This window comes from Leptospira montravelensis (assembly GCF_004770045.1).
GTDB classification, from domain to species: Bacteria; Spirochaetota; Leptospiria; order Leptospirales; family Leptospiraceae; genus Leptospira_A; species Leptospira_A montravelensis.
This window is the reverse complement of sequence record NZ_RQFO01000001.1, coordinates 24,162-50,097: the sequence shown is the minus strand read 5'-3', so window position 1 is coordinate 50,097 and position 25,936 is coordinate 24,162. Positions and strand designations below refer to the sequence as shown.

Genomic DNA, 25,936 nt, shown 5'->3' with positions numbered 1-25,936 from the left:
TCTTTTGCCACCTTTTTTAGTCTTTTTACAGTACATGTGCTTAGTTGTGATCGCATATAAGGTCCATCCGGATTATCCTCTTGTCATTGTTTCCAATAGAGATGAATTTTTTGAAAGGCCAACAGAACCTATCCACACTTGGGATACCCAACCTACCATCCTAGCAGGGAAAGATTTAAAAGCTGGGGGAACTTGGCTTGGTGCGAATTCCTTGGGAAAAGTGGCCTTTCTTACCAATGTCAGAAATTTTAAAAAACTTCCGCACCCCCATCCAAAATCCAGGGGAAACCTTGTTTTAGATTTTTTAAAATCTTCCCGGGAAGTAAGTACAAAGCCATACCAAGAAAAAATTCTTAATACGGCAACTGACTATGAGGGTTTTAATTTATTTGTTTTTGATGGAAACCTCGCCAGTTATGTTGGAGGAGATCCTTTACAATCGTATATCTTAGAACCAGGGTTTCATGCTGTCAGTAATGCCAATTGGAATACGGTTTGGCCAAAAACCGCAAAATTGAAAACAAACGTCGAACAAGTGTTTGATACCTTCCCGATGAATGAGAATTGGCGAACCCTTGTTACATTAGAATTTTTTAGACTTTTAGCAAATACAGATCTTGTGAATGAAGACTCTCTATTACCCGATACTGGGATTGGATTAGAAAGGGAAAGGTATTTATCGTCGATCCGCATTCGTGTTCCCGGATACGGCACTCGGGCTTCTACAATTTTATTTTATGGGAAAGGTGGAGTGGAAATGTTGGAAAGAACCTTCCCCGATCCGCTTTCTAATGAATATTCGGAACGGAGAGAGGTTTTAGAATTTAGCGAAAGTTAGTTTTCTAGTCGGAAGTTTGTCATAGGGAAAGCAGAAGTGATTTCTTTGACTCCTGCTTTTACTTTTGATTCCCAAGTAGAATCACCAAAATGATCTAAATAATCGCAGATTAAATTTCCAACTGCTTCAATTTCCTTTTCTTTTAGACCACGAGTGGTAAGTGCAGGAGTTCCAAGTCGAATTCCTGATGCAACAGCCGGTGGGTTTTTATCAAAAGGAATCGCGTTTTTATTGACTGTCACTCCTACGTGGTCTAAACCATTGGCCGCATCATTTCCTGTGAGTCCTTTGACAGAAACATCGAGAAGAACGATATGGTTGTCAGTTCCACCAGAAACCACACGAAAACCTCGTTTTTGGAATGTATCTGCGAGGACTTTTGCGTTCTTTACTACTTGTTTGATATAAGTTTTAAAATCAGGTTGTAAAGCTTCTCCGAAGGCAACTGCTTTGGCAGCAATCACGTGCATAAGTGGTCCCCCTTGGATTCCAGGAAACACTCTTGAGTTTAGTATTTTTTCATTTTCTTTAGAGGAAAGGATGAGTCCCCCTCTTGGTCCACGCAAAGTTTTATGAGTGGTAGTTGTGACAAAATCACAAACTCCAATGGGACTTGGATGTTCTCCGGCAACAACAAGACCTGAGATATGCGCAATATCTGCCATGATTTTTGCGCCAATCCCATCCGCAATTTCACGGAACTTGTTAAAATCAATGGTGCGTGGATAAGCGGAAGCGCCCACTACAATCAGTTTCGGTTTGTGTTCTTTGGCAAGTTTTGCCACTTCATCATAATTGATGGTTTCCGTTTTTTCATCCACTCCATAAGGAATTGGTTTAAAATACTTTCCACTGATATTGACAGCACTACCATGTGTTAGGTGACCACCATGAGCCAAGTTCATTCCAAGAAAACTATCTCCTGGTTCAAGAGTCGCAAGAAACACAGCCATATTCGCCTGTGCACCGCTATGTGGTTGCACGTTTGCATATTCTGCACCAAACATTTTTTTAGCACGTTCAATGGCAAGTTCCTCTACCTTGTCTGCGTTTTCGCAACCATTGTAGTAACGTTTTCCAGGATACCCTTCAGCGTATTTGTTTGTGAGAGTGGAGTGGTAAGCTTCGAGCACTGGACGTGAAACAAAGTTTTCACTAGCAATCATCTCTAGGGAATGTTCTTGGCGTTCGTCTTCTTTTTTTAATGCGGCGTAAACTTCAGGATCTTGTTTTTCTAAATAACTCATGTGGGAATTTCTCTGTGGAGTGTGTATTCTGGATTTTGGTATTTCTTCTTGCGAATAGATTCAGATTCTTGGAGCACTTGTTTCCGAAAAGTAGAAAAGTCGGGGCCAAAGAAGGAAATTTTTGAAAAATCTTCAGGTTCTTTTTCTCCTAAATAAGAAAAAACTTCTTTGACTAGGTCTTTTGCCCAAATCTTTTCCGAAAAAAAATCGGGTAAAGATGTAAGAAATTCCTTATGGCTTCTTTCTTTGCGATAATCAGGTTCTTCGGGAGGGTGGTGTAAGACTTCTGCGACTCGTTCAATTAAGTGATCTTCTAAAATTAAAGTCCCATGTTGAACAATACAACTTCGCTTCCGAAATTGTGCGTTCCCTGAAATTTTTTTTAAGATTCCATTTTTTTCTAATACTAGGTCAGATTTTCCCTTTGGAAAACATTCGATGTTTTGTCTTTTTAAGGATTTTGACACGATTCCAAGAAGGATATCATAAGAATCTCTAACTGGAAAAAGATCTTTTCTTTTGTCTAAATTGAAGTAAAGAGAGTAATTAATATTTCCAGAAAGGGAATGAAACACAGTTCCTCCACCGGAGGCACGCCTGGCGATATAACAAAAATTAAGTTTTGGTTTTTTGTGAAAACCTTGGGTTCTAGCAACGGTTTCGTATTTTTTTACTACTTCTTCTTTGATGTTCCGAAATGGATTTTCCGAAAGACCTAAAATGATGGAGTCAGGATTTTTCCAAAGCCTAACTCCCGCGGTAATTCCTTCGGAAACAATTTTTAAAGAAATTGCCTCTTCAATCGCCAAATTGTAGTAAGGTGACCTAGGAGGAATTTCTGGAAAATAAAAAACTTTAGAATTCACTCGTTGAAGTATTTCTGAGAGGCTTCGTTTAAAAACTTTCTTTCGCTACGGGAAAGGGACTCCATTCCATTTTTGGAAATTTTTTCAAGAAGTTCATCCACTTTGGTTTTTGCATTTTCCCTTTTGGCCATTTCTTCTTGGTAACGCATAAATCTACGTTTTTGCAAATATCTAGCGAGTGACCATGTGGGAAGCGAATTCGTTTTTTTTCTCCAACCAGTATATACTTTCATCAAGAAAAAGCCGCCAATGGCTCCCCCTAAATGTGCAAAATGAGCCACTCTTTCCCCTTGAGCAAAAAGTACCATAAGCATAACAATCATCACAAAGTATTTGGCTCTCATGGGAAAGATGAGAAAAACAAGAAGTTCTCGGTTAGGCCAAGTCATGGCGTAGGCAACGAGAAGTCCGTAAATGCTGGCACTGGCTCCCACCACAAGTCCTTGAGAAAATCCAGAGAAATGGGCGACAACGGTAAAAACCCCACCAAGAAAGGCAGTGAATAGATAGAACTTTAAAAAAGCACGTTCTCCCCAAATTTCTGCCAGTTCTGAACCAAACATCCAAAGGCTCAGCATATTAAAAAGAATGTGTAAAAAACTACCATGTAGAAAGGCATAACTGAGAAGTTGCCAAACCCAACCGCTAAAAACGAGGTCAGGGTTCAGTCCAAAATACAGTTCCACCAAAGGGGAATGGAAAGCCAGTTTTGTTGCCATTTGCAAAAGAAAAAGGATTCCATTGATAATCATGAGAGTGCGCACTACGGGAACCATTGGCGGTCCAAATCGGAGTTCATATCCTGGGTAACGAGAAGCCATAAATTCAAGGTCGCAAATCTTGAGTGACAAGGAAAGTCGATTTCCTAGCATCGAGGAAGTGATTGTGCAACTCTACGGAGTCCGCGGCTCCATAGCGAGTCCCCTCCGAAATCAAGACTACCGCAAAAAAATTATCGATATCCTGGACCTCTACAAACAAACGGGGGCCGGTGTTTCGGCGGATGAATTTTGGCAAGACCTCCCATACCATCTTAAATTTGTCACAGGATCTGACACCACTTGCGTTTCTGTCACCGACGATGAGGGAGAAGTTTATGTTTTGGATATGGGGACGGGCCTCAGGAATTTGGGCGATGAACTGGTTTCAGAATACCTAACAAATAAGTTAAAACGGACAGTTTCCTTTTTTATTACTCACACCCATTGGGATCATATCCAAGGGCTTCCTTTTTTCAAACCCATCTATTTCCCTGATTTCCACCTCAATTTTTATTCTCCTTATTCGGATTTGGAATCGAGACTTCAAAAACAACAAGAACCTGAATTTTTTCCAGTGCCTCTGGATGGAACGGGTTCTACCAAAGACTTCAAATTATTTTTTCCTGGAGATATTTTAGAATTTGGCTCGGGGATGAAGGTAGAATGTTATCCATTAAAACATCCCGGTGGGTCTTTTGCTTATAAATTCACAAACCGGGCTGGGAAAATTTTTATTTTTGCAACGGATGCGGAATTTACAGGTGCTGATATGGATTTAATCCATGAGTGTTATCCTTTTTTTGCAGAAGCTGATTTACTCATCCTCGACACACAATATACTTTAGACGAATCTTTTTCTAAATTTGATTGGGGACATACTGCCTATACAATGTCGGTAAACTGTGCTTCTTCTTGGAAGGTAAAAAACTTAGTTTTAACCCACCATGAACCAAGTTATTCCGATGAAAAAATTTATGAAATCTATAATGATGCCAAACTTCACAAAGAACAGTTAGGCGAAAAAAAATTAAAAATTCATTTAGCAAGGGAAGGTTTACGCTTCCACCTATAATACCATGAACAAAGAAAAAACACTTCGAATCACAATCACTACTTTCTTTACCATAGCTCTTTTTGGCGGTTTGTTTTTTGGATACATTCTTTCTGAGGTAAACAAAGGAAAGGAGTTACAAAAGTTGGCATCTTACCAACCAACCACTCCTACCAAACTTTACGATTCGAATGGGGTTTTGTTTGCAGAACTGTATCGTCATAAACAAGAACTACTAAAATACAGTGACATTCCTCCCCATGTCATTCATGCCTTTTTATCCGTTGAAGATGATAACTTTTTTAACCACTTTGGAATTGATTTTTTGGCCATCGTTCGAGCGGCAATCAAAAACGTTTTTGCCGGACGAATTGTACAAGGTGGATCCACACTCACTCAGCAGTTAGCAAAAACCATCTTACAACAAAGGAAAAAAACTTTTGGTCGTAAGTTTTTAGAAGCACTTCTCACTTTACAAATTGAACAAGAGTATACCAAAGAAGAAATTTTAGAAATCTATTTTAACTTAATTTATTTGGGGCATGGAACAACAGGTCTTTCTTCTGCAGCCAATGTGTATTTTCAAAAAGACGTAAGAGATTTGAGTATTGCCGAAGCTGCCATGCTTGCAAGACTTCCTAAAGCTCCTGTAACGTATTCCCCGTTTAAAAACCCTAAAGAAGCAAAACAAGCTCATTTGGTGGTTTTAGGTCTAATGGCAAAAAATGGATTTATCCCCAAAGACCAAGTCCCAAAAATCCACGATGATTTTTGGGAAAGGTATTGGCCTGTGGTCATCACTCAATCTCCTTCTCGTTCCACTTGGGGAGCAAAACTCAACAGAGCTCCTTATTTTACAGAATGGGTACGCCAAATCCTCGAAAAGGAACTTGGGGAAGAAGCTTTGTATACAGGTGGACTTCGAGTTTATACAACTCTAGATGTCCGTAAACATGAAATTGCCGAAGAGGAACTTAGAAAAGGTCTGATCGACCAAGATAAATCTGCATTTGGTGCTAATTTTCGTTATGCGGGAAGAGCTGACCGTGGACTTGTTTCTTTATACAATTTGTTTGGTTCTATTTTTCCGGTGGGAGTTCCTTATATCACCAGTTTGGATGATAGACAGGTATTCCGACTTCATTTAGAAAAGGAAATGGCTCCTGCTTTAGAACTTTTGACAGACTTTATACCTTCTGAAAATGAAAGTGCGGCTGTCAAAGAATTCCAAAGATCTTCACTTGTATTTTCTTCCAACTTACACGTAGAAGGTGCGATTGTCACAATTGACCACCAAACAGGTTATATCCAAACGATGGTAGGTGGTTCTAGGTTTTCACCAAAAAATCAATTTAACCGAGCTATGCAAGCTAGACGACAAACTGGCTCTGCTTTCAAACCATTTGTTTATGCGGCAGCCATACAAAATAGGGCAGTGGGTTCTGGAACAGGAATTATGGATGCTCCTCTCACCACAATCACCGAAGAAGGGGAAGGATATTCTCCGCAAGATATCTCCGGGGATTTTAGAGGAATGGTTCCACTATCTCGTGCGTTATCATTATCCTTAAATATTGTTTCTGTTCAGGTGTTAATGAGAACAGGAACTGATGCAGTCATTGATTTTGCCTCCAAAGTGACAAAAGCTAATAAAGCTAGGTTTCCCACTGGGCCTGCTTTGGCACTCGGTGTGGCAGAACTCACTCCTTATGAAATGGCTTTAGGGTACTCCATTTTAGCAAATAAAGGTAAAGATGTAATTCCTTTTAGTGTTCGTTATGTGCTAAACCAAAGTGGAACTGTTGTTTATAATAAAGAAAAGGAAGTTCAGGAAACTCTTGCCGAAGAAGCCAAAAACGGAACGATCCAAATCATTCCGGAAGCTACAGCTTATATCATTAAACAAATGTTAATTGGTGTTGCTATGGGGGGAACTCCCACTCAAGCCCTTCGTGCTGCAGACAAAGGAAATTATAAGGGAGAGTCCGGTGGAAAAACTGGATCAACTTCTTCTTATACCAATGTTTGGTATGCAGGTTTTGATCCGAAATACACTTCTGTCGTATGGATGGGATTTGATAAATCCTCTCTCTCGCTCGGAAAAGGTGTGACGGCTGCGGGAGTGGCCGCTCCGATTTGGGGAAAAATGTATTCACGTTGGTATAATGAGGGTCCCTATCCTGTATTTTATCCCAATGGAAAAGCCGATGAGATTCCTGCTGACGTGGTAAAGGGAGCCACTTGTGCTTTCAACGGTCTGAGTCCTGGACCTAACTGTCCATTGACTGGGAATTTATTTTTAAAACCGATTACGATTGCAGGCCGCACCTTAGCAGTTCCTGGTGGCCGTCAGTGTGATGGAGATAGGGACCATTACCGTTCTATGGATCTCACCGACTTTCTCCAAAGAGAACTCGAAATTTCGGATGAGGAATTAAAATAAGTTTTTAAACTTCAATTTTTGCCCTCCTCTAAAATTACCAGTGAGGAGGGAGCGATTAAAAAAAAGCCTGCCTGATTCACTTAAAAAATCCTCTAAAACACCTAAGTTCTAACTACTAAACCGAACTTTATAAATCAGGAGAGGTTTTCCCGCCACTCGTCGTTTTGGCTCCATTTCTTTAGGCAATCTATTTCCAAACCGACATTCTGCGTACATTTTAAGCAAATCTTCCTTCCCTTGTTTCATAAAATCGCCTTCTTTTGCCGATCTCTCCCCTTTTAGGCCATCTGCAGCTTGGCACGATAGTTGCATTAATGTAGGAGAACATTGGTTCGGAGGGAATATGAAAAAAGCAATACTAACCATTCTAGTTTTGGCACTAACAGCTTCCATTTCAGCTGGAGAGTCTTCTTTTATGAACGAAGACTTAGATTCCCTCATTAGCCAATACGACAAAGAAACTCTCACTGCAATTTCGAACGAGCTGGTAAAACTGGCGAGTGAAGAAGAAGGGATGGGGGAGTTTGATTTAGCTTCTGGTCATTATACACGCGCTATTAAAATCAGAGAAGCGATTGGAATGAATGAACACAAAAGTTTTGCATCGATCCAATACTTGGCAAGTCTTGCTCATTCCAAAGCTGGGAATTTTTGTGAGGCATCCAGCTTTGCAAAAAAAGCGAGCGAAGGTTTTCGCCAACACGGAATTTCTAAATTTGAACATAAAGCAAACCTAGAACAAAAAGAATATGCTCGTGCATGTGCGGTTGTGGCTTTTAAATAAAATCTATGTAATGATTCTTTCTAGAGATGGTTACCCTTTTTTGATTCCTCTTCGAATCAATCCAACTTCACGTGGTTGTACACGTGGGGTTGGAATTCTTTTTTCCCATACTTCAGCCTAGCGATTTCGAACAAATTTGATTTGGTATAAGGAAGGTCAGACTCCCAAGCAATTCCAAAGTTAGCTTCGTTATATCCCGATTCGTATTGTAAGGGGAATAAAGATTTTCCATCGTAAAAATACAAAAGCGAATGATTTATAGTTTGTTTATTTGTGTTGTTAGTTGATAAACAAGGAAAAGTTAAATACCAATTTTTCATTTGAGGAATGGATTTTGTATTTTCCTTGGAGGTACATTTTGTCTCTTCGATTGTCTTTGTTTTGAATAATACCCAATCCCCCGACTTTTCAAAGTTACCTCTACCTACTTTTTTGTGAAACTCCGAATGGTCTTCATAAACTTTCCATTCCGACCAAGTTTTGATGAATACAGAGTTTGGTTGTAAATGGATATCTTCTTTCCAAAACAACTGGAACTGTTTGGATCCAAAGGCTGATTTTTTTTCTGTGGGTCGAATGTAGTGTCCGAGTAAAATTTTTTCATCCCTTGGGTAATCCGTGGGAAGAGACCGGATCCAATCTATTTTTGGTGAACATTTTAGACTAAAGAGGAATAAAAAACCGAAAAGAATCGATTTGATACTTTTCGGCCCAGGGAGATTAAACCCACTTCTTAGCAGTGAGGATTTAAAATTGGAAGTAGATAAAATCTTGTCCCCCGTCTCCAAAAATTCCAAGCAATAATAAGATGACTACTGAGAGAAAAGGAAGTAGGATATTTTGGTAAGGTTTTAATTTTTCATACACAAGATTAGAATGTTGAAACCAGTTAAACATCAGTCCCAAGGCAATGAACGTGGGGAGTTCATCCACACGACTCAAGGTTTCGCCGGTATTTCGGAATGTCAAAACTCCCTTAAAAATTTCAAAGGCTACATTCATCGATTCCTCACCCCTTGCGGCAGCTCGGAAAAAAACACCGGAAAAGGAAAAAGTGATAAAGATCACTACCGTACGAAAGATTCCCACAAAGGGAATCGTATCAGGTAAAAGTTTCTTTTTTCCTCTTCCCAGATACAATGACCGTTCGATCCAAATCAGCGCCCCTAAATAGGCACCCCAAAGAACAAAGGCCCAATTGGCTCCATGCCAAAGTCCTCCAAGGCACATTGTAATGAAGGAGTTTACGTTGGAGCGAAAGATGGAACCTTTACTTCCACCGAGTGGAATATAAATATAATCACGTAACCAAGAGGAAAGAGTGATATGCCATCTAGACCAAAGTTCCCGGAAGGATTGGGAAAAAAATGGTCCTTGGAAGTTTTCTGGAATTTCATACCCAAGAAGGTTGGCAGAACCGCGAGCCATATCTGTGTAACCAGAAAAGTCACAATACACTTGTACGGCGAAGGCAAGAACGCTAAAAAAGATAGAAAAACTATCGAATTTAGCTGGGTCCATATAGATCGGAGAAATGATTGGTGCGATATTTTCCGCAATGATTACCTTTTTAAAAAGACCACCAATGATCAGAAATAATCCTTTTTTCATTCGGTCTGAATCTATTGTGGGATGGTCTAGTTGCGGTAGGAAATCCTGTGACCGCATGATAGGACCTGCAATCAACTGTGGGAAAAACAGAATGAATAAAAAATAGTCCAAAGCGGACATTCTTTTTTCAATGATGCCACGATGGATGTCCACTTGCACCGCAATGATCTGAAAGGTATAAAAACTAATAGCGAGCGGTAAAAAGATACTCCAAGAACCTGCAATTTCTTTAAACGATGGATAACCAGTTAAGGAAAATAAGGAACCAGTGATAAAGTAAAAGTATTTAAAAAAGCCTAAATTGATTAGGTTTAAAGCAACGATACTAAACAACAAATGGTTATATTTTTCACCTTTGTCTTTTTTACGAAAGATCCATTCGCTAAAACCATAATTGACTAAAATGACAAGTAGGAAGTGGAACAAAAAAGGGAAACTGAAATAAGCGTAAAAAATTAAGGAAGAAATTACCAGCAGTGGTTTTCTTCCTTTTTGTGGAATATTCCAGTAAATTAAATACGTGAAAGCAAAAAGTAATAAATAGGGAATAGAGTTAAATAACATTGATTAGTTGGCCTTGAAATTTATAGATCCCAAAGATAAAGGAATTTTGCGTTTGTTCCTGTTCCTAGGATTTTATCAGCAATGCCTAAAGAAAAAGGATTTTTGTTCCCTTCGGTAGCTTGGTAGATATTTTCTACTCGGCCTTTTCCTCTTTGGTAGGTAATGACGCGAGGATTTCCTGAGCGATTGCCTTGAAATTTAGGGTGTTGCATCACTTGGTAAACAAAATCATCAAAGTATCCGATGAAATCAATCATACCTTCTTTTTTGGCTTGTTCTGCAGTGAAGATCCTTCCGTCACAAATTTCTCTTAAGCGAGTTTCACCAACATTCGGTCTTCCTTTTTTTACTATTTCAAAAAAACGGCCATACAAACTATCAATGATGGATTGAAGGATTTTTCTTTGTTCCGCAGTCATTTCCGTTGTAGGAGAACCAAGTGCTTTGTTAGGGCCAGAAGTAAAAGACTGGTCTTTGACTCCAATTTTATCCAAACCTTCTTTTACATTGATTCCTGACATGATGACTCCCACTGAACCTGTAACAGTTGTTGGGTGTGCACCAATGGCATCGGTTGCCATTGCTATGTAGTAGGCACCACTGGCAGCGGTATCCATAAATCCTGCAAATACAGGAATGGATTTTCTGTTTTTAAATTTCAAAACTTCTTGGTAAATGATGTCACTGGCAGTTACCGTTCCGCCAGGAGAGTTGATTTTTAAAATCACACCTTTGACATCTGGATCACGTTCTGCATATTTTAAGGATTCTTTGACCCGAGCGACCATAGATTCTGTGGGTGGACCAAAAAAGGAATCTTTGGATTCATCAGAAATCATTCCTTCTATGGAGATGATGACGATTTTTTCTTGATCCCTTCCGGCAATGAGTTTCTCTTCGAAATCAGCCTTGCCACTTTGCGGTAACAGGTTCATACTGTTCCCAATGACACAAGATTCGGCAAAAAGAACCGAAAGAAGAACGACACAAACGAAAAGAAAAGACTTTCTAGAAGGCATACAAACCTTTCTAAGATCGCAAACTATGACTTCAATCATTTTTGGGAGATAAATCTTGTATCAATTGAAAACAAAACAGTCTTGTTTTGAAATCCACCCTACCGGTGGTGGCCAATGGCTTGGGTTATCTCTCCAGTCGCCTGTGGATGGGAAATCAGTCTCTGTTGTTTCTGGTCACAAGGCTCCAGACCCATTTTTTGCCTCTGGTTCCTTTTTGATGTTCCCTTGGGTCAATCGACTAGAACCGAACCCCTGGGCACGGGAACCATTTTATCCTAGCACCCATTGGCTGACGGATGGAAACGGAATTCCCTTACATGGACTTTTTCACAACCTTCCTAGACATTTAGTGAAAGAAGAAATCGGGGATAAAGAATCTTATGTTGAGTTTGCCATAGAAATTCCCGCGTCATGGAAAGGGACCTTACTTTCGAAAATCCATGTAAAAGAATGTTATAGGCTTTTTTCTTCCGAGTTAAAAATCATCTACCATCTCACAAACCAGTCCGATACGGAATTTCCTTTTGCATTAGGTATTCATCCTTATTTTCGTTGGAACGAAGATGAATCTATCGATGATCTTTTTTTATTTGGTTCTGGTTTTCATCATGTAAAGTTAGGAGATTATCTTTTACCAGAAAAAATCCAGAACGAAGATATCTTACTGAATTCGGAAGAAACACTTTCCGGAAAAAATTTAGATGATCTATATTTTTCAATCAACGGAACTAATTCTTATATTGGGCTTTTTTCTATGAATAAAAAAGAAAAACTCATCATTCAAGGTGGTGAGTTTTACCAAGTATATACTCCACAAGATCGAAGATCCATAGCGATTGAGCCTATGACTGGTACTGGGAATTTTTTACATTTCCCTGGTGGTAATCCTAAAACCATCGCACCTAAAACAGAAAAACAGATAGAATTCTCCATTCGATTGGATCATTTTTAAAAAAATATAATCTCTTTATCGAACAAACTGTCTAACACCAGAGAGGTTAGATAAAAAATGTCAGATGCACTAGTGAATACATGCAAACAAATCAGTAAAAATCTGTTAGAGATCAAATATTTCGCTGAAAAGAAAAACACTAGCCGAACCTCTGTTTACCGAGCATTACAAGATAAAAAAATCAATGAAGTTGTTATTGGTAAAAACTCACGTTTTATCATCTTAGATGATTTAGCGAAGAAGTGGAAACCTGGTAGACAGTCCTAAATTCTAATTCATTTTCAAAAAGATGATCCTCTCTCCATAAAGAGGGAGCGGGTGAGTTCGTTAGATTCCAAATTTCCTCTGGAATTTGTTTTCTTATAGATTCAGGAAGTGTTAATTCAAATCCCCAATATGGTAACAGGTATTCGTCGGTGTTTTTTTCAAGTAAATACCCGATAAAAGTATAAAACACTTTTCCTATACTTTCGTCAGAATGTTTGTCACGGGTTTTGATATATACTTCGGCAAACTTCGGATAAGGGAATTTAAATTCTTTTTTAGAAAATAGGTAGTGAATGGTTTTTAAGTGCCCTATACGAAAGTAGAGTTTTTTCTCACCTTCAAAAGAAAGTGGTAGGGCATTTGAGAAAAAGTTTGATTCTAAATCCAACTCCATTCGCATTTTTATGAATCCTAAGTTTACCCATACAAGGGAAAGGGGAGACTTCCCAAATTTTTTCCACAGATAGAAAATAGAAATTGGTTTGGTTTTTCTTTTTTGAGAAAAGAGTTCATTTCGTAAAGATTCTGTTAGGTGATTTTTTTTAAAGGCGGAAAATTGATTTGGTAAAATCCAACCGCAGAGTCCTTCCCAAAAACCAAGACTTAATATTAATTCTATTTCTAAACTAGAGTGACTCAAAGCTTGTGGTTCTGTTTTCCAATCCAAAACCACAGCAGGACGTAAAAATGGAAATCCACTACCTTCCCAATCCATAGCCATTTGTTTCAGATTCGTTTCTGTGATAGGGAGATGTTCTAGTGAAATCAGGAAAGGGATTGTTTTTGGGAATTTCCGCATTTTTTATACCTTTCGGTCGATCTATGATAACAAGATGAATGATTTAGCCTTTGAGAATCAAAGTTTTTTATGGGGGAATGAAGCCGGCCCCATCCGAATCCTTTCTGAGTATCTTCACCCTAAGGCGGAATTCCAGGAACATGGAATCACCGATACCATTGTGGTTTTTGGATCCGCTAGAATTCCTTCCCCAGAATCGCAAAAAAGAAATCCGCCTTCCCCGTTAGATGGTCTTACACATTATTATGAAGAAGCACGTGAGTTTTCCCGACTAATTACTGAATGGGCAGAAGTTTTAAAACAGGAAATCCCTGATCGCAACTTACATATTTGTACGGGCGGGGGACCTGGAATTATGGAAGCGGGGAACCGTGGTGCCAAAGAGGCAGGTTCTAAATCTGTGGCACTCAACATTGTCCTTCCTCACGAACAACACCCGAATCCCTATGTAAACCCAGAGTTAACTTTCGAGTTTCATTACTTTTTTATGCGTAAACTTTGGTTTATGAAAACCTGTAGAGGGATGATTGCTTTTCCCGGTGGGTTTGGGACTTTTGATGAATTATTTGAAACATTGACTCTTGTCCAAACCGGAAAAAAAAGTCGAATCCCCATCCTTTTGTACGGATCGAAGTTTTGGTCTGAGGTTATCAATTTCAAAAAATTAGCAGAAATGCGACTGATTTCGGAAGAAGACTTACAACTTTTTGGATTTGCAGACAGTCCTGTGGAAGCACTCCGATTCTTTCAGGAAAAGATTCGTTTCGAATTGACCCATTCTGAGGGTACAAAAACATAGCGAAACAAGGTAATAATTATGGCTAGAACATGTGTAGTAACCGGAAAAGGAACAACGGCAGGGAATAACGTATCCCATTCTCATAAAAAGAATCGCCGTATCTGGAAGGTGAATGTGATCACAAAGAAAATCTTTTTGGAAGACGAGAACCGTTGGGTTCGCGTTAAGATTTCTACACGTGCTTTGCGAACTCTTCGTAAAAAAGGTTTGAAAGTGGCAATCAAAGACCACGGCGGCGATATTACTGCCATCACACCAAAAAAATACGTTGGAATCACTCCTAAAGCACAACCAGCAGCCTAAATTTTTTTAGTTTGCTTCTGGATTGAAACAATCCAAAAAAACACCCAAAATCACCGATGTCTACCGCCTCCTAGAGGCGGAGTTCGGTGTCGTAGAAACTCCCCTCACTTTTTCTAAACCTTATGAGTTGGCCATCGCTGTCATTTTGAGTGCACAGTGTACGGACGAACGTGTGAATCAGGTCACCCCTGAACTTTTCCGTACCTTTCCTACACTTGAATCCTTTGCCAAAGCTCCGCTTTCTGCGATTGAAAAAAAAATTTTCTCCACTGGGTTTTATAAAAACAAAGCCAAAAGTATCCAAGGTTTTGCTAAGATGGTTCTTTCTGAATTTGGTGGTGAAATTCCAAAGACAATGGAGGAAGCCATCACACTTCCTGGGTTTGGAAGAAAAACGGCCAATGTGGTTCTTGCAGAAATTTATGGAGTTGTGGAAGGTTTTGTTGTGGATACCCATGTAAAACGACTGACAAAAAGGTTGGGATTTACAAATAAAACCGATCCTGTACAAATTGAACGGGAGATGATGAAAATTACCCCTAAGGAGATTTGCCGAAACCTATCTCTTTACCTAATATTTCTCGGTCGTAAATACTGCCAGGCCCGCCGGACATTTTGTTCGGATTGTCCTCTTTCTTCCCTATGTCCTTCGTTTTCGGAGTAGGTTTCTCTAATCCTTCTTCTGTTTCCGATTCCTTTCTTTGTTTCCAAGAACGATTGCGATCTGTTAAGTTAATGGATTCTAATTTATAATCCAAACGTATTAAGTTTCGTTTTCGAAAAAACAAATTCAAGGTCCCAAGTCTCCCATAATCTTTGGGACATTCAATTTGATGGACATTCGACAAATAACGAAATCGGGAGATAGGTTTTCCTTCCACAAGAAGGAAGAGGGGAAGTTCTGGGTGGTTTTGCCAAGGAAGAAGAGGAATTTTAGTTTCATCGTCTGCACTTACATAAACAATCCAACCATCATATTCTTCGATATTTTTTAGATCTATGAGTTCCTGGATGGAACCTAAACCAAGTTTAACGGGACCGTGGTTCATTTCTTTGGATTTTCCTAAGGTAAATCCATCAAAAGGAAATTCGAGTGGTTTGTCTTTGGGACTAAAAGGGTACAACATGTACCCTTTTCCTCGTTTTAAATCCAAATCCATTTTTTCTCTTTCTACGAAGCCAAGGAGAGCACTGAGGCCCCCTCTACCTTCTTCATCCATTCGAGTAAAAAGTTCCTTGCCACAATGGAAAAAAATTCGTAAAGGTCTGTCTTCCAAACTTGAGTGAGCACTGATGGCGGTCACCAGAAGAAAAATTCCAAATGTAATGGAAGATATTGGGAATCGCACAAGAAAAGAAAGACGGATATTCATAAATTAAGACCTTGGTACTAGGAACGGAAGAAATCCAATCGGAATGAACCAAAAAACCTTTTATCTGTCTAAACTAAGGGCAGAAAGGATGTTATGAACTTCTTAAAAAACCTAGTCCTCTACGCTAAAATGGTCAAATTTTCTCACACACTCTTTGCCTTGCCGTTCGCAGGGATTAGTTTCCTTCTAGCCTACCTAGAATCTACCTTGGATACGGGAGATTTACTCCGAATCGGGGCACTAGTCCTCGTTTGTATGGTAAGCGCTCGCAGTGCTGCAATGGGTTTCAATCGATATGTGGATTCAGAAATTGATGAAAAAAACCCCCGCACCCAAAATAGGGAAATTCCTTCGGGAAAAATTTCAAAACTTTCGGCCCTTTTATTTATTGGTTTATCTGCTTTTATTTTTATCTTTGCGAGTTTTTTTGTAAACAAATTGGCCTTCCTACTTTCCTTCCCGGCTCTTTTTGTTTTATTTCTATATTCACTGACAAAACGTTTTACCCTTTTTTGCCATTTGGTATTAGGATTTGCCATTTCAATGGCACCACTAGGCGCTTGGATTGCCATTACCGAAACTATCAATATCATTCCTGTTTTATTTTCGATAGGTTTGTTGTTTCATATTTCCGCCTTTGATGTGTTATATGCAATCCAGGATATGGATTTTGATGCCAAAGAAAAACTCCATAGCATTCCTGCTAAACTTGGTGAGAACAAATCCCGAATCATTGCTATCATTTTGCATACTTTGTCTTTAATGTTTTTTATATTGGCTGGAATCAATGCCGAGTTAGGGTTTATGTATTTTTTCATCCTTTCTGTGATTGGCATTTTGATTATGTATGAACACAAAATTTCCTTTAAATACAAAGGAAAAGATTTACCTCTCATTTTTTTCCAAATCAACTCTTGGATCAGCGTAGTTTTATTCCTCGCCATTTTATTTGATAAGTGGAACGAGTTTTTGCTAAAGATATCATCAGGAATTAGTTTTTAATGAAACTTGTGGTAGGCCTTGCGGGTGCTAGTGGCAGTATTTATGCTGCCCGGTTCCTCCGTGCTCTCTCTGAATTAGAAGGAGAGACTTACATCACAGCAAGTCCTGCCGCTCTAAGGATTTTTTCCGAAGAGTATGAGACAAAGGTGGAGACGACAGAGGACATTCTTTCTTTTGTAGAAACAAAATGGAAACCACAAACCAAACATAAGTTTCATGTTCGTAATTTTTTTGATATAGGTTCCGATATTGCTAGTGGTTCGAATACTTGGGATGGAATGGTTGTAATCCCTTGTAGTATGAAGACAGTGGCATCTATGTCACAGGGACTCACAGAAAATTTGATTGAAAGAGCCGCCGATGTTTCTCTGAAAGAAAGAAGGAGACTCATTGTAGTCCCAAGAGAAACTCCATACAACCGCATTCATCTTAAAAATCTTTTAAATTTAGATGAAGCGGGAGCAATCATCCTTCCTGCTTCCCCTGGATTTTATCAAATGCCAAAAACATTAGATGACTTGGGAGATTTTATTGCAGGAAGAATCCTAGGTCTTCTTGGAGTGAACCAAACATTATTTCCTAAGTGGTTGGGGTAAAGTTTCGAAAGTAGGCCGTAGGTTTCCCGTTGTCACCTAAACAAACATAGGTGATATCACTTTCGATCACAGTAGACATCTTTCCCGTTTGTGGATTGTTTGTAATGGCCAAGGTCCGGGAAGTTACAGAAGATTTTCCATATTTTACAATTTTCCCGTAGATTTGGATGATGTCACCGGCACGAGCGGGGGATCGAAATACCACATTGTCCATACTCATGGTGACAATATTGGTATAACGAATTTTATTCATTATATACATTGCCATCCCCTCATCGATCCAGGAGAGCATTTTTCCCCCAAAAAGATTGTTATGGTAGTTCAAATCGTCAGGTTGGACCAGGTGTTGGGTGACCAGCTCCATATCGCGAAGTTTGTTCTGAATCGTATCGACCATAAATACCAAAAAATATGTTTTCGATTTATTCGATACCAAAAACCCTAGAGAAAAGATTTCCGACTTATGTACTCCTATTCCCACAAAAACATCCTAGACACCTTACAATTTTCCAAAGAAGACCTGAATTTCCTCATCGAAAAAACAAACCGTATGAATGTTCTACATGAAACGGGAGAAGCCTTCGGAATCCTACACGGGAAGCTCCTGGCTTCTTTATTTTTCGAAGCCAGTACCCGAACCAGGATGAGTTTTGAAGCGGCAATGGAAAGGTTGGGTGGCCGACTGATCTCTACCGTAGGATTTCAATTTTCCTCCATCTCGAAAGGAGAAACACTCTATGATACGATGAAGATGATTGAAGCATATGTGGACATTGCTGTCATTCGTCATCCGGTGGAAGGTTCGTCTCGGATTGCGGCTGGGGCTGTCAACATTCCTGTCATCAATGCAGGTGATGGTGCCGGCCAACATCCGACCCAAGCGCTTTTGGATTTATACACCATCGTATCGGAAAAAGGAAAAATCGATGGTCTGAACATTGCCTTTATTGGAGATTTAAAATACGGACGAACCATCCATTCCCTTATCAATCTCCTCAGACATTACCCGGTACATTTGTATCTCATCAGTCCGGAAGAGTTAAGGCTTCCAGAAAAGTACAAAAAGAACTTGGAAGGTTTTCCTATGACATGGGAAGAAACAACCGACATCAAAGCATTTTGGGATGCCGATGTTGCCTATGTCACTAGGATCCAGGAAGAACGTTTCCCGGATCATAGAGAATATGAAAAATTAAAAGATATCTACAAAGTGAATAAGGAATTGGTTCTTGCTTCCAAAAAAGACACCACCATTTTGCACCCACTCCCCAGGGTGAATGAACTTTCTACAGATATTGATGACCTTCCCAATGCAGCTTACTTCCGTCAGGCGAAATATGGAGTAGTTGTGAGAATGGCATTGCTGTGTCTGAGTCTCGGAGTGAAATTTGACTAAAAAGATTTGGACTTTAATAGAAGCAAGAGAAGTCCTACCTCTCGTGCGAGACATTACGAGAGAATATTATTTAAGAGCCAGTGTTCTTGCGGATGATGTTCGTAACAAAATGTTACCAGAAAATGTTTTAGAAGCGAAAGAAGATGAAATCAGTGAAATTGTAAAAAATTGGACAAACGAAATTTTGGCAATGCATATCGATGTCAAAGGTTTGTGGTTGGTTGATTTTGACCACGGCAACGGCTATTACTGTTGGACCTGGGGCGAAGAAGACGTGTTATATGAACACGGTTATCATGAAGGATTTAGATCGAGAAAACTCATAGAGGAAAATAAAGAAGAAGATGACTCAGATAAATGAAAACTATTTAAAATTGAAAGCAGGATATTTATTCCCTGAAATTGGAAGAAGGGTAAAGGTTTATTCAGAAGCCAACCAAAACGCAAAAATCATTCGCCTTGGCATTGGAGATGTGACACTTCCATTGGCACCTACAATTGTAAATGCTATGGTGGAAGCGGCCAAAGAAATGGGAAGTTCTGCAGGTTTTCATGGTTATGGACCGGAACAAGGATATTCTTTTCTGATTCAAAAAATCATTGCCCATGATTATACCGCTCGTGGTGTTCAAATTGCAGAAGACGAAGTATTTGTCTCTGACGGATCCAAATGTGACTGCGGAAACATCCAAGAGATTTTTTCATTGGATAGTAAAATTGCTGTAGTGGATCCTGTGTATCCGGTTTATGTGGATACAAATGTGATGGCAGGTCGTACGGGAGAAGTGGGTTCTGACGGAAGGTATGCGAATATCATTTATATGCCGGCCACTGAAGAAAACAATTTTGAACCAGATTTTCCAAAAGAAAAACCAGATATCATTTACCTTTGTTATCCGAATAACCCTACGGGAATGGTGGCAACTAAGGCGCGTTTAACGGAATGGGTGAACTTTGCCAAAAAAATCGGTAGTATCATCCTTTATGATTCTGCTTACGAATCCTTCATCCAAGATCCAGAAATTCCAAAATCCATTTATGAAATTCCTGGAGCCAAAGAAGTGGCTATGGAATTTAGATCCTTTTCCAAAACCGCAGGTTTTACAGGAACACGCTGTGCCTACCTTGTGATTCCAAAAGATCTAAAAGGTAAAACAAAGGCAGGGGAAGAAATTAGTTTTAATTCTCTTTGGAACCGCCGCCACACCACCAAGTTCAATGGAGTGTCTTATGTGACACAAAAAGGAGCTGAGGCAGTTTTTTCGGTACAAGGCCAAGTGGAGATCAAAGAACAAATTTCCTACTATATGCAAAATGCAAAACTCATCCGTGAAGGACTTGCGACTGCGGGATACACTGTATTTGGCGGAACCAACGCTCCCTACATTTGGTTAAAAACTCCAAAAGGTTTAAAATCTTGGGAATTTTTTGACGAACTTCTGGGAAAAGCACAAGTGGTGGGAACTCCTGGATCGGGATTTGGACCGGCTGGAGAAGGGTATTTCCGACTTTCTGCCTTCGGAAAGCGGGAAGATGTGATTTCTGCGATAGAACGAATCCAAAAAATGTAAAATTTAGTCCTGGTTTTTCCCGTAGCTCCGATATATAAAACAAGGTAGAGCTATGGGAAAATGGAAATTCATCCTCTTTTTTGCAATGGTTGTGGGTCATATCTCGCATATCAGTGCAGTATCACCAGAACAGACGAATCTGGGGATTTTAATCTTTGAAAACAAAGAAAACTTAAATTTTATCAACGTCGCTCTGAGCAATTTGGCTCCTTCGCAAGAAGAAACGCAAGCATCGGCGCAACCAGGAGCTGAAACTCCCGCTGCGGATCCTTCCAAAAAGAATTTGGATTTTGATTATTTCAAACTCCTAAAAGCAGCCAACCAATCTGACTTCAGCGGAAACATGTGGTACCTGCAAAGTAACTATGTGTATGGCTTTCGCCAGCTCCGCCAAGCCCAAGGGGAACTAAAAAATATTTTTGAAATCGTACTTCAAAAATATATCGAAGATGCAAGAGCTCTCCTCGAAGCAGCAGCTCCTACCATCATTCGTTCCAATGACAATAGCGCCAAAGCGTTGTTACGTCTTGGTTTTCGTGACCTTCGTTCTTCGGAAGACCTTTATACAACTGGTCTTAATTCCAGCCCACACCAATACCGATACAAACTTACTCTTTACAAAGAAGGGATTCTTACCTTACGCCGCGCCAAACGTTTTGCTATCCTCGCAATGATTTATAGTAAAACACCGGATGAGGATAAACCAGAATACCAATACCGTTCCAACGAAGATTTAAAAGAAGCTCGTAACGAAGAAAAACAACGTAACTACGAAAAGGTGAGAGATACACTCATCAACTTCATAGAAAACAAACGAATGGAAAGAACTATTGTCCCTCCAGGAAATCCAGATGCAAAACCTTTGGATTTATTGGAACAACATGATGACAATTATGGACTTATCACTTCTAGAAAGTTGGACCTTCTTATGGAAGCCAATGCTCAAATCAAAGAGACAGAAGGTGCAAGACGAGAGTCTGTTCCTCCTACTCCAAAGTTTGATGAAAACGGAAAAGCTATCTACCCAGAAGAAAAGAAAAAATAATATGAAGTGGATTTCCAGTGTTATCATCTTTTGTTTTGCGCTCGGACTTGTGGCAAAAACCACAATGTCCTACAGGGAACGTAAAAAACAATTAGATGGGAAAATAGCACTGGTCCTCGACATCAAAGAACAATTGAAGTTGGAACCTGAAACCGGGAAAAGTTCAATTGAAACCATACGCACACAAGTGGAAGAAACTTACCGTGCGGGCAACCGTGTGGAAATGGAAAAAACTCTTTCGCTTGCGGAAGGGGAACTAATAATCACACAACGAAAACTATGTTTTCCTATGGAAGAGTCCGCAAACGGACTTTATCAAAAAGCTATGGGTGGGTGGATTATATTAGAAGGCGAAGAAAAAAATAGTAACAAACCAATCGAATGGGATACCAAAGAAAAAATTCAAAGGTATTTGATGATGGCAAAAAGTGAAAAAGACCATGCAAAAGAATACTTTTTGTCTGGGAATTACCAACTTTCCCTTCATACATACAAACGTTCGCTAGTTTATAGTCTTATGTCTTTACGATCGCAAAAAGCAGAGATCCCTGAAGAATTCCAATCAGCTGATTCCGTTTGGGTTCAACCCATTTGGATGGGCCTTCATAAACAAAAGCAAAACACGATTCAAGAAAACTAAAAATTTCGATTTTCACTGATACTAAATTCGAAAGAATGACTGCTTAGTGAAGTTCGAATCACTTTATCGTCATTTTTTGCTGACTAAGGCCACCCATCTTCCCGTAATTTCGGAAGCGGGTGAGTTACTCGGTCTCCTTTCCAAAGATCGTGTCCACCGCGAGTTGTCCGATTTGGGACGAGAAAGGGAAGACTTAGATGAAATCCCTTTAGAGATCTTAGAAAGAGAACTTCATGAAAATCTGATTTTGTATTTTAAAGAATCAACTCAGATTCCCGTCATTGGTCTTGATGGAGAAAAAAAAGACAATTGGGATAAACCAAGGTTTCTTGCCGCCTTTTCCAAATTAGATTCTGCAAACATTCGTGATCCGAAACTCGAAGAAATCGAATCCAAACTAGAAAAGAAAAAAGACAATGCGGATTCTGTGCAGTGGTTTATGGAATTAATTCTATCCCATTTCCCAGATGGACTTTTGGCAACAGATGTCACGGGTTCTACTGTTTTTTATAATGAAACCTTTGAAAATGATATTCTCACAAAGCCTTTGTTTCGTGATTCATTGCAGTTAGCAGAAAAATACTTACATAACCTAAACAGGGAAGTCTTAGCCACTTATCTAAAAGAACATGATTTGTCTTTGGGTAAAGATGCAGATACAACTGTTTTACATACAAACATCACAGAACTTCGATCCAACCTTCGTATCATCACGTTAAAAAAAGAGAAAAAGGTAGTTGGATTTTTATACCATTTTTCTCCTTCATTATTTTCCCAATCGATGGGAAATGGGGATTCAGAATTTCCTAATTTAGGAGAAGCATTCCTTTCTAAACTCCCACTCGAAACAGTTTTGGAAGAAATGGAATCACATTACATCCATAAGTCGCTAAAAAGGAATTCTAATAATATTTCACATACAGCAACAGAACTTGGTGTTCCAAGAACTACCTTACAAAACCGTATCCGTTTTTTAAAACTTTCGGAACGGTTTCAAAATGAAGCGAAGGTAAAAACTGTAATTCCGAGGAAACGCTCTGAAAAACCTGGTGAGAAACCAAAAAAAATCACCGAGAAACCGAATTCACTTCCTAGTAAGAAGTCCAAAATCATTCAGAAACCGGTGAAATCTGTGAAACAAGCGCCGAAAGGTAAAAAACAGAGCCCAAAACCTAGTGTAGCGAGAAAAAAGACAAAAAAAAGACGTTGACGAAAACACTCAGAAAAACAACTTTTTCATTACCGTTTGAGAAAACACCTCCGCACTTCGCTGTTTCCCTTGCATACTTAACTTGCACAAATGGTTTCCCGATTTTTATCAAATACTCTAACAAATCAATGTAGAACAATCTATGGCATCACGCAAACAAGAAGAAATCCAAGTTAATCCTCCTGAAGAACCAACTGAATATACGAACGGCATCATGGACCAAGACGATGCTTCCGAACCACCGAAACAATTTAAGAAAAAAAAGAATCGTTATGAAGGTCCAATTCCGCCGCCACTTGATTTAGTCGAACTCAAGAAAAAAAACATCAACGAACTGGCTGACCTTGCGAAAGGTTTAGGAGTGGAAAACACTCATGGTTTAAAAAAACAAAACTTGATGTTTGCTCTCCTCCAAGCACAAACCGAAAAAGATGGACAGGTGCATGCAGCAGGAGTCATGGAAAGACTTCCTGATGGATACGGTTTCCTTCGATCACCTGACTATAATTATGTGCCAGGTCCAGATGATATTTATGTTTCTCCTTCCCAAATCAAATTGTTTGGTCTTCGCACTGGTGATACTGTCACAGGGCTTATCCGGCCTCCAAAAGAAGCAGAACGTTTTTTTGCCATGTTACGTGTGGAATCCATCAACGGTTTCCCCGTGGAAGTCGCACAAAAAAGAAATTTATTCGATAACCTAACACCACTTTATCCGAATGAAAGAATCAATATGGAGTTTGATCCAAGCCATTTGGACACTCGTGTGATTGACCTTATGTGTCCGATTGGAAAAGGACAAAGAGCTCTTATTGTTGCGCCACCTCGAACTGGTAAAACAGTCCTCATGCAATCCATTGCCAATGCTATCACACGCAACCACCCAGAAATTTTTCTTATCGTGTTACTCATCGATGAACGTCCGGAAGAAGTAACGGACATGGCTCGCCATGTAAAAGGGGAAGTAGTGAGTTCCACTTTTGATGAACCTGCACAACGCCACGTCCAAGTGGCAGAGATGGTCATTGAAAAAGCAAAACGACTTGTGGAACACGGAAAGGATGTGGTCATTTTACTCGACTCCATCACAAGACTTGCCCGCGCATACAACCAAGTGGTTCCAACTTCTGGAAAAATCCTTTCTGGTGGTGTGGACTCCAATGCCCTTCACAAACCAAAACGTTTTTTTGGAGCGGCAAGGAATATCGAAGAGGGTGGGTCACTCACCATCATCGCCACTGCCCTTATTGACACGGGTTCTCGAATGGACGAGGTGATTTTTGAGGAATTTAAGGGAACGGGAAATATGGAAATCCATTTGGACCGAAAACTCGCAGACAAACGAATTTTCCCTGCCATTGACATCAACCGTTCGGGCACAAGAAAAGAAGAACTCCTTCTGCCGCAAGATACCCTCACTCGAGTCTTTATCCTTCGAAAAGTACTTTCTCCTATGAGTATCACCGAAAGTATGGAACTATTGATTGAAAAAATGCGTGGCGCGAAGACGAATGACCAATTCCTCGCCAGCATGAATACGAACTAAAAGGGCCACCATGAAAACTGACATACATCCAAAATACGTTTCTTCAAAAATCAAATGCGCTTGTGGTACAGTGATCGATACAAGATCTACTGCCGGGGATATCAGTGTGGAAATTTGTTCCAATTGCCATCCATTTTTTACTGGAAAATCCAAATTAGTGGATACTACAGGCCGCGTAGACAAGTTCAAGAAAAAATACAAAATGAAGTAAGAGGCATCGGCCTCGCATCCGTCTAACTAATAACGGGGGAACAACTCATGGCAGTAATGGACTTTGCTCGCTACAAAGAAATCAACGACCAAAGGATGAATTACCGTGAGATGGAAGACGCTACAGTCGTCTCCTATTACCGCAACACAGGTTGCGGTGACGGATATCGCATCTATTTAAAGTTAAACGAAAACCTCGTTGTGGAAGACGCAAGTTACACCACAACAGGTTGTGGGTTTGGGATTGTTGCACTTGCAATGGCAACTGAGTATTCCAAAGGCAAATCTTTAAACGACCTAAGAAACTTAACTCCTGAAACTTTAGAAACCCTTTTCGAATTTCCCGAACGAAGAAAAAACTATCCAGAATCTGCTGTTGCTGCTCTCAAAAAAGCAGTGGAAGATTATGAATCGGGACAAGGTGTTCCTAAAGAAAACCGAATCACCAAAGCACAAACGATGGAACTCCTTCATAAACAAGGTCACCTTCGTGATGCTAAGTTATCCAGTGTTATGTTGGAAAAAGAAAAATTAGACGGGGTTGATTTTTCTGGTGCTGACCTTCACAATGCCTTCCTTCAAAACTCGAGTTTTGTGGGTGCCAACTTTCAAGGTGCCAACCTAAAAGCTTCGTTTTTTAATGGAGCAGATTTAAGAAACGCCAATTTCCGCGGTGCTGATTTACGTTTTGCCAAACTTGCTTCAGCGAAAATTGATGGTGCTGATTTTACTGACGCCATTTATGATATTGGAACCAGGGTAGATCACAGCCAAATGTACATCTTTGATGTGATGAAAAAAGCCGGAAAAGATTTATATCTAAAAAAAGAGGATGGGGAATGAAGCCGGGAGATAAGGCAAAACTTACCAAACAAACCTTCCTTCACCAAGGGATTTTTATTTTTACTGGTTCCACAGTGGAAATCAAAGAAATACAATCAGACAAGGCCATAGTCGTTTATAACGACAAAGAAGGATTTCCTCACGATTTAGAGATGAATCTGACCGATTTGTCCCTGCTTTCTTAAAGCCGATTTTCTTGA

Annotated in this window: 29 protein-coding genes; 21 read left to right on the top strand and 8 right to left on the bottom strand. The window is 39.7% G+C overall.

Features of this window, described 5'->3' with window-relative positions; translation table 11 throughout:
- Nucleotides 1-34 precede the first annotated feature (34 nt).
- Nucleotides 35-838 carry an NRDE family protein gene (locus tag EHQ31_RS00250; protein ID WP_208652698.1) on the top strand — a complete coding sequence of 268 codons (804 nt, stop codon included), beginning with the start codon at nucleotides 35-37 and terminating at the stop codon, nucleotides 836-838.
- On the opposite strand, the gene glyA is transcribed toward EHQ31_RS00250, so the two are convergent.
- Genes glyA through EHQ31_RS00235 form a run of 3 tightly spaced genes read right to left on the bottom strand, consistent with a single transcriptional unit; the run spans nucleotide 835 to nucleotide 3,772 of the window.
- On the bottom strand, nucleotides 835-2,085 hold the full coding sequence (glyA, locus tag EHQ31_RS00245; protein ID WP_135570728.1) for a serine hydroxymethyltransferase: 1,251 nt from the start codon (nucleotides 2,083-2,085) through the stop codon (nucleotides 835-837). The genes EHQ31_RS00250 and glyA overlap by 4 nt on opposite strands.
- Nucleotides 2,082-2,951 carry a lipoate--protein ligase family protein gene (locus tag EHQ31_RS00240; protein ID WP_135570725.1) on the bottom strand — a complete coding sequence of 290 codons (870 nt, stop codon included), beginning with the start codon at nucleotides 2,949-2,951 and terminating at the stop codon, nucleotides 2,082-2,084. The genes glyA and EHQ31_RS00240 overlap by 4 nt, the downstream gene beginning before the upstream one ends.
- The gene (locus tag EHQ31_RS00235) at nucleotides 2,948-3,772 is read right to left on the bottom strand and encodes a rhomboid family intramembrane serine protease (protein ID WP_135571029.1); all 825 of its coding nucleotides are present in this window, start codon (nucleotides 3,770-3,772) and stop codon (nucleotides 2,948-2,950) included. The genes EHQ31_RS00240 and EHQ31_RS00235 overlap by 4 nt, the downstream gene beginning before the upstream one ends.
- A gap of 58 nt (nucleotides 3,773-3,830) precedes the next feature.
- On the opposite strand from EHQ31_RS00235, the gene EHQ31_RS00230 reads away from it, so the two are divergent.
- The 3 genes from EHQ31_RS00230 to EHQ31_RS00220 all read left to right on the top strand — a co-directional run bounded on the left by EHQ31_RS00230 (nucleotide 3,831) and on the right by EHQ31_RS00220 (nucleotide 7,990).
- Complete coding sequence (locus tag EHQ31_RS00230) at nucleotides 3,831-4,784, top strand: MBL fold metallo-hydrolase (RefSeq protein ID WP_208652697.1); 954 nt, start codon at nucleotides 3,831-3,833, stop codon at nucleotides 4,782-4,784.
- 4 nt (nucleotides 4,785-4,788) lie between these two features.
- Nucleotides 4,789-7,206, top strand: coding sequence for a penicillin-binding protein 1A (locus EHQ31_RS00225; protein ID WP_135570721.1), 2,418 nt, complete (start codon nucleotides 4,789-4,791; stop codon nucleotides 7,204-7,206).
- Between the two features lie 343 nt (nucleotides 7,207-7,549).
- Nucleotides 7,550-7,990 (top strand): tetratricopeptide repeat protein, encoded by a 441-nt coding sequence (locus EHQ31_RS00220; protein WP_135570719.1) that lies wholly within the window; start codon nucleotides 7,550-7,552, stop codon nucleotides 7,988-7,990.
- 56 nt (nucleotides 7,991-8,046) lie between these two features.
- Here the strand turns inward: EHQ31_RS00220 and EHQ31_RS00215 are convergent, their stop codons facing one another.
- The 3 genes from EHQ31_RS00215 to sppA are packed head-to-tail and all read right to left on the bottom strand — an operon-like array spanning nucleotide 8,047 to nucleotide 11,184.
- Complete coding sequence (locus tag EHQ31_RS00215) at nucleotides 8,047-8,778, bottom strand: hypothetical protein (protein WP_244247213.1); 732 nt, start codon at nucleotides 8,776-8,778, stop codon at nucleotides 8,047-8,049.
- Nucleotides 8,738-10,165, bottom strand: coding sequence for an MBOAT family O-acyltransferase (locus EHQ31_RS00210; RefSeq protein ID WP_135570717.1), 1,428 nt, complete (start codon nucleotides 10,163-10,165; stop codon nucleotides 8,738-8,740). Before EHQ31_RS00210 ends, EHQ31_RS00215 begins: the two co-directional genes overlap by 41 nt.
- A gap of 20 nt (nucleotides 10,166-10,185) precedes the next feature.
- Nucleotides 10,186-11,184, bottom strand: a complete 999-nt coding sequence (gene sppA, locus EHQ31_RS00205; protein WP_167481613.1) for a signal peptide peptidase SppA — start codon at nucleotides 11,182-11,184, stop codon at nucleotides 10,186-10,188.
- 55 nt (nucleotides 11,185-11,239) lie between these two features.
- Between sppA and EHQ31_RS00200 the strand changes: the two genes are divergently transcribed.
- On the top strand, nucleotides 11,240-12,136 hold the full coding sequence (locus tag EHQ31_RS00200; RefSeq protein WP_135570715.1) for an aldose 1-epimerase: 897 nt from the start codon (nucleotides 11,240-11,242) through the stop codon (nucleotides 12,134-12,136).
- 57 nt (nucleotides 12,137-12,193) lie between these two features.
- Nucleotides 12,194-12,403, top strand: a complete 210-nt coding sequence (locus EHQ31_RS00195; RefSeq protein ID WP_002973090.1) for a hypothetical protein — start codon at nucleotides 12,194-12,196, stop codon at nucleotides 12,401-12,403.
- On the opposite strand, the gene EHQ31_RS00190 is transcribed toward EHQ31_RS00195, so the two are convergent.
- Nucleotides 12,354-13,202, bottom strand: a complete 849-nt coding sequence (locus EHQ31_RS00190) for a hypothetical protein (protein ID WP_135570713.1) — start codon at nucleotides 13,200-13,202, stop codon at nucleotides 12,354-12,356. The genes EHQ31_RS00195 and EHQ31_RS00190 overlap by 50 nt on opposite strands.
- Nucleotides 13,203-13,236: 34 nt before the next feature.
- Here EHQ31_RS00190 and EHQ31_RS00185 point away from each other — a divergent pair, with 34 nt between their 5' ends.
- The 5 genes from EHQ31_RS00185 (at nucleotide 13,237) to EHQ31_RS00165 (ending at nucleotide 17,275) form a co-directional block, all read left to right on the top strand.
- Nucleotides 13,237-14,001 carry an LOG family protein gene (locus tag EHQ31_RS00185; protein WP_135570711.1) on the top strand — a complete coding sequence of 255 codons (765 nt, stop codon included), beginning with the start codon at nucleotides 13,237-13,239 and terminating at the stop codon, nucleotides 13,999-14,001.
- 18 nt (nucleotides 14,002-14,019) lie between these two features.
- Nucleotides 14,020-14,304, top strand: coding sequence for a 50S ribosomal protein L28 (gene rpmB, locus EHQ31_RS00180; RefSeq protein WP_100742302.1), 285 nt, complete (start codon nucleotides 14,020-14,022; stop codon nucleotides 14,302-14,304).
- Between the two features lie 22 nt (nucleotides 14,305-14,326).
- The gene (locus EHQ31_RS00175; protein ID WP_135570709.1) at nucleotides 14,327-14,968 is read left to right on the top strand and encodes an endonuclease III domain-containing protein; all 642 of its coding nucleotides are present in this window, start codon (nucleotides 14,327-14,329) and stop codon (nucleotides 14,966-14,968) included.
- 802 nt (nucleotides 14,969-15,770) lie between these two features.
- Complete coding sequence (locus tag EHQ31_RS00170; RefSeq protein WP_135570707.1) at nucleotides 15,771-16,679, top strand: UbiA-like polyprenyltransferase; 909 nt, start codon at nucleotides 15,771-15,773, stop codon at nucleotides 16,677-16,679.
- Nucleotides 16,679-17,275, top strand: coding sequence for a UbiX family flavin prenyltransferase (locus EHQ31_RS00165; RefSeq protein WP_135570705.1), 597 nt, complete (start codon nucleotides 16,679-16,681; stop codon nucleotides 17,273-17,275). The genes EHQ31_RS00170 and EHQ31_RS00165 overlap by 1 nt, the downstream gene beginning before the upstream one ends.
- Here the strand turns inward: EHQ31_RS00165 and EHQ31_RS00160 are convergent.
- Complete coding sequence (locus EHQ31_RS00160) at nucleotides 17,259-17,672, bottom strand: acyl-CoA thioesterase (protein ID WP_135570703.1); 414 nt, start codon at nucleotides 17,670-17,672, stop codon at nucleotides 17,259-17,261. The two genes, EHQ31_RS00165 and EHQ31_RS00160, sit on opposite strands and share 17 nt — an antisense overlap.
- Nucleotides 17,673-17,738: 66 nt before the next feature.
- Here EHQ31_RS00160 and pyrB point away from each other — a divergent pair, with 66 nt between their 5' ends.
- The 10 genes from pyrB to EHQ31_RS00110 all read left to right on the top strand — a co-directional run bounded on the left by pyrB (nucleotide 17,739) and on the right by EHQ31_RS00110 (nucleotide 25,921).
- The gene (pyrB, locus tag EHQ31_RS00155; protein WP_135570701.1) at nucleotides 17,739-18,671 is read left to right on the top strand and encodes an aspartate carbamoyltransferase; all 933 of its coding nucleotides are present in this window, start codon (nucleotides 17,739-17,741) and stop codon (nucleotides 18,669-18,671) included.
- Nucleotides 18,664-19,032, top strand: a complete 369-nt coding sequence (locus EHQ31_RS00150; RefSeq protein WP_135570699.1) for a DUF2203 domain-containing protein — start codon at nucleotides 18,664-18,666, stop codon at nucleotides 19,030-19,032. Before pyrB ends, EHQ31_RS00150 begins: the two co-directional genes overlap by 8 nt.
- Entirely contained in the window at nucleotides 19,016-20,242 is a 1,227-nt protein-coding gene (locus tag EHQ31_RS00145) for an LL-diaminopimelate aminotransferase (protein WP_135570697.1), read from the top strand. Before EHQ31_RS00150 ends, EHQ31_RS00145 begins: the two co-directional genes overlap by 17 nt.
- 52 nt (nucleotides 20,243-20,294) lie before the next feature.
- Nucleotides 20,295-21,287 (top strand): adhesin OmpL37 family surface protein, encoded by a 993-nt coding sequence (locus tag EHQ31_RS00140; protein ID WP_135570695.1) that lies wholly within the window; start codon nucleotides 20,295-20,297, stop codon nucleotides 21,285-21,287.
- A 1-nt stretch (nucleotide 21,288) separates the two neighbouring features.
- Nucleotides 21,289-21,927: a hypothetical protein gene (locus EHQ31_RS00135; RefSeq protein ID WP_135570693.1), complete on the top strand. Its 639-nt coding sequence runs from the start codon at nucleotides 21,289-21,291 to the stop codon at nucleotides 21,925-21,927.
- Between the two features lie 46 nt (nucleotides 21,928-21,973).
- Nucleotides 21,974-23,137, top strand: a complete 1,164-nt coding sequence (locus EHQ31_RS00130; RefSeq protein ID WP_135570691.1) for a helix-turn-helix domain-containing protein — start codon at nucleotides 21,974-21,976, stop codon at nucleotides 23,135-23,137.
- A 142-nt stretch (nucleotides 23,138-23,279) separates the two neighbouring features.
- Complete coding sequence (gene rho, locus EHQ31_RS00125) at nucleotides 23,280-24,683, top strand: transcription termination factor Rho (RefSeq protein WP_015676048.1); 1,404 nt, start codon at nucleotides 23,280-23,282, stop codon at nucleotides 24,681-24,683.
- Between the two features lie 10 nt (nucleotides 24,684-24,693).
- Nucleotides 24,694-24,894 (top strand): 50S ribosomal protein L31, encoded by a 201-nt coding sequence (gene rpmE / locus EHQ31_RS00120; protein WP_135570689.1) that lies wholly within the window; start codon nucleotides 24,694-24,696, stop codon nucleotides 24,892-24,894.
- Nucleotides 24,895-24,941: 47 nt separating this feature from the next.
- Nucleotides 24,942-25,736 (top strand): pentapeptide repeat-containing protein, encoded by a 795-nt coding sequence (locus EHQ31_RS00115; RefSeq protein WP_135570687.1) that lies wholly within the window; start codon nucleotides 24,942-24,944, stop codon nucleotides 25,734-25,736.
- Nucleotides 25,733-25,921, top strand: a complete 189-nt coding sequence (locus tag EHQ31_RS00110) for a hypothetical protein (protein WP_135570686.1) — start codon at nucleotides 25,733-25,735, stop codon at nucleotides 25,919-25,921. The genes EHQ31_RS00115 and EHQ31_RS00110 overlap by 4 nt, the downstream gene beginning before the upstream one ends.
- Nucleotides 25,922-25,936: the final 15 nt, after the last annotated feature.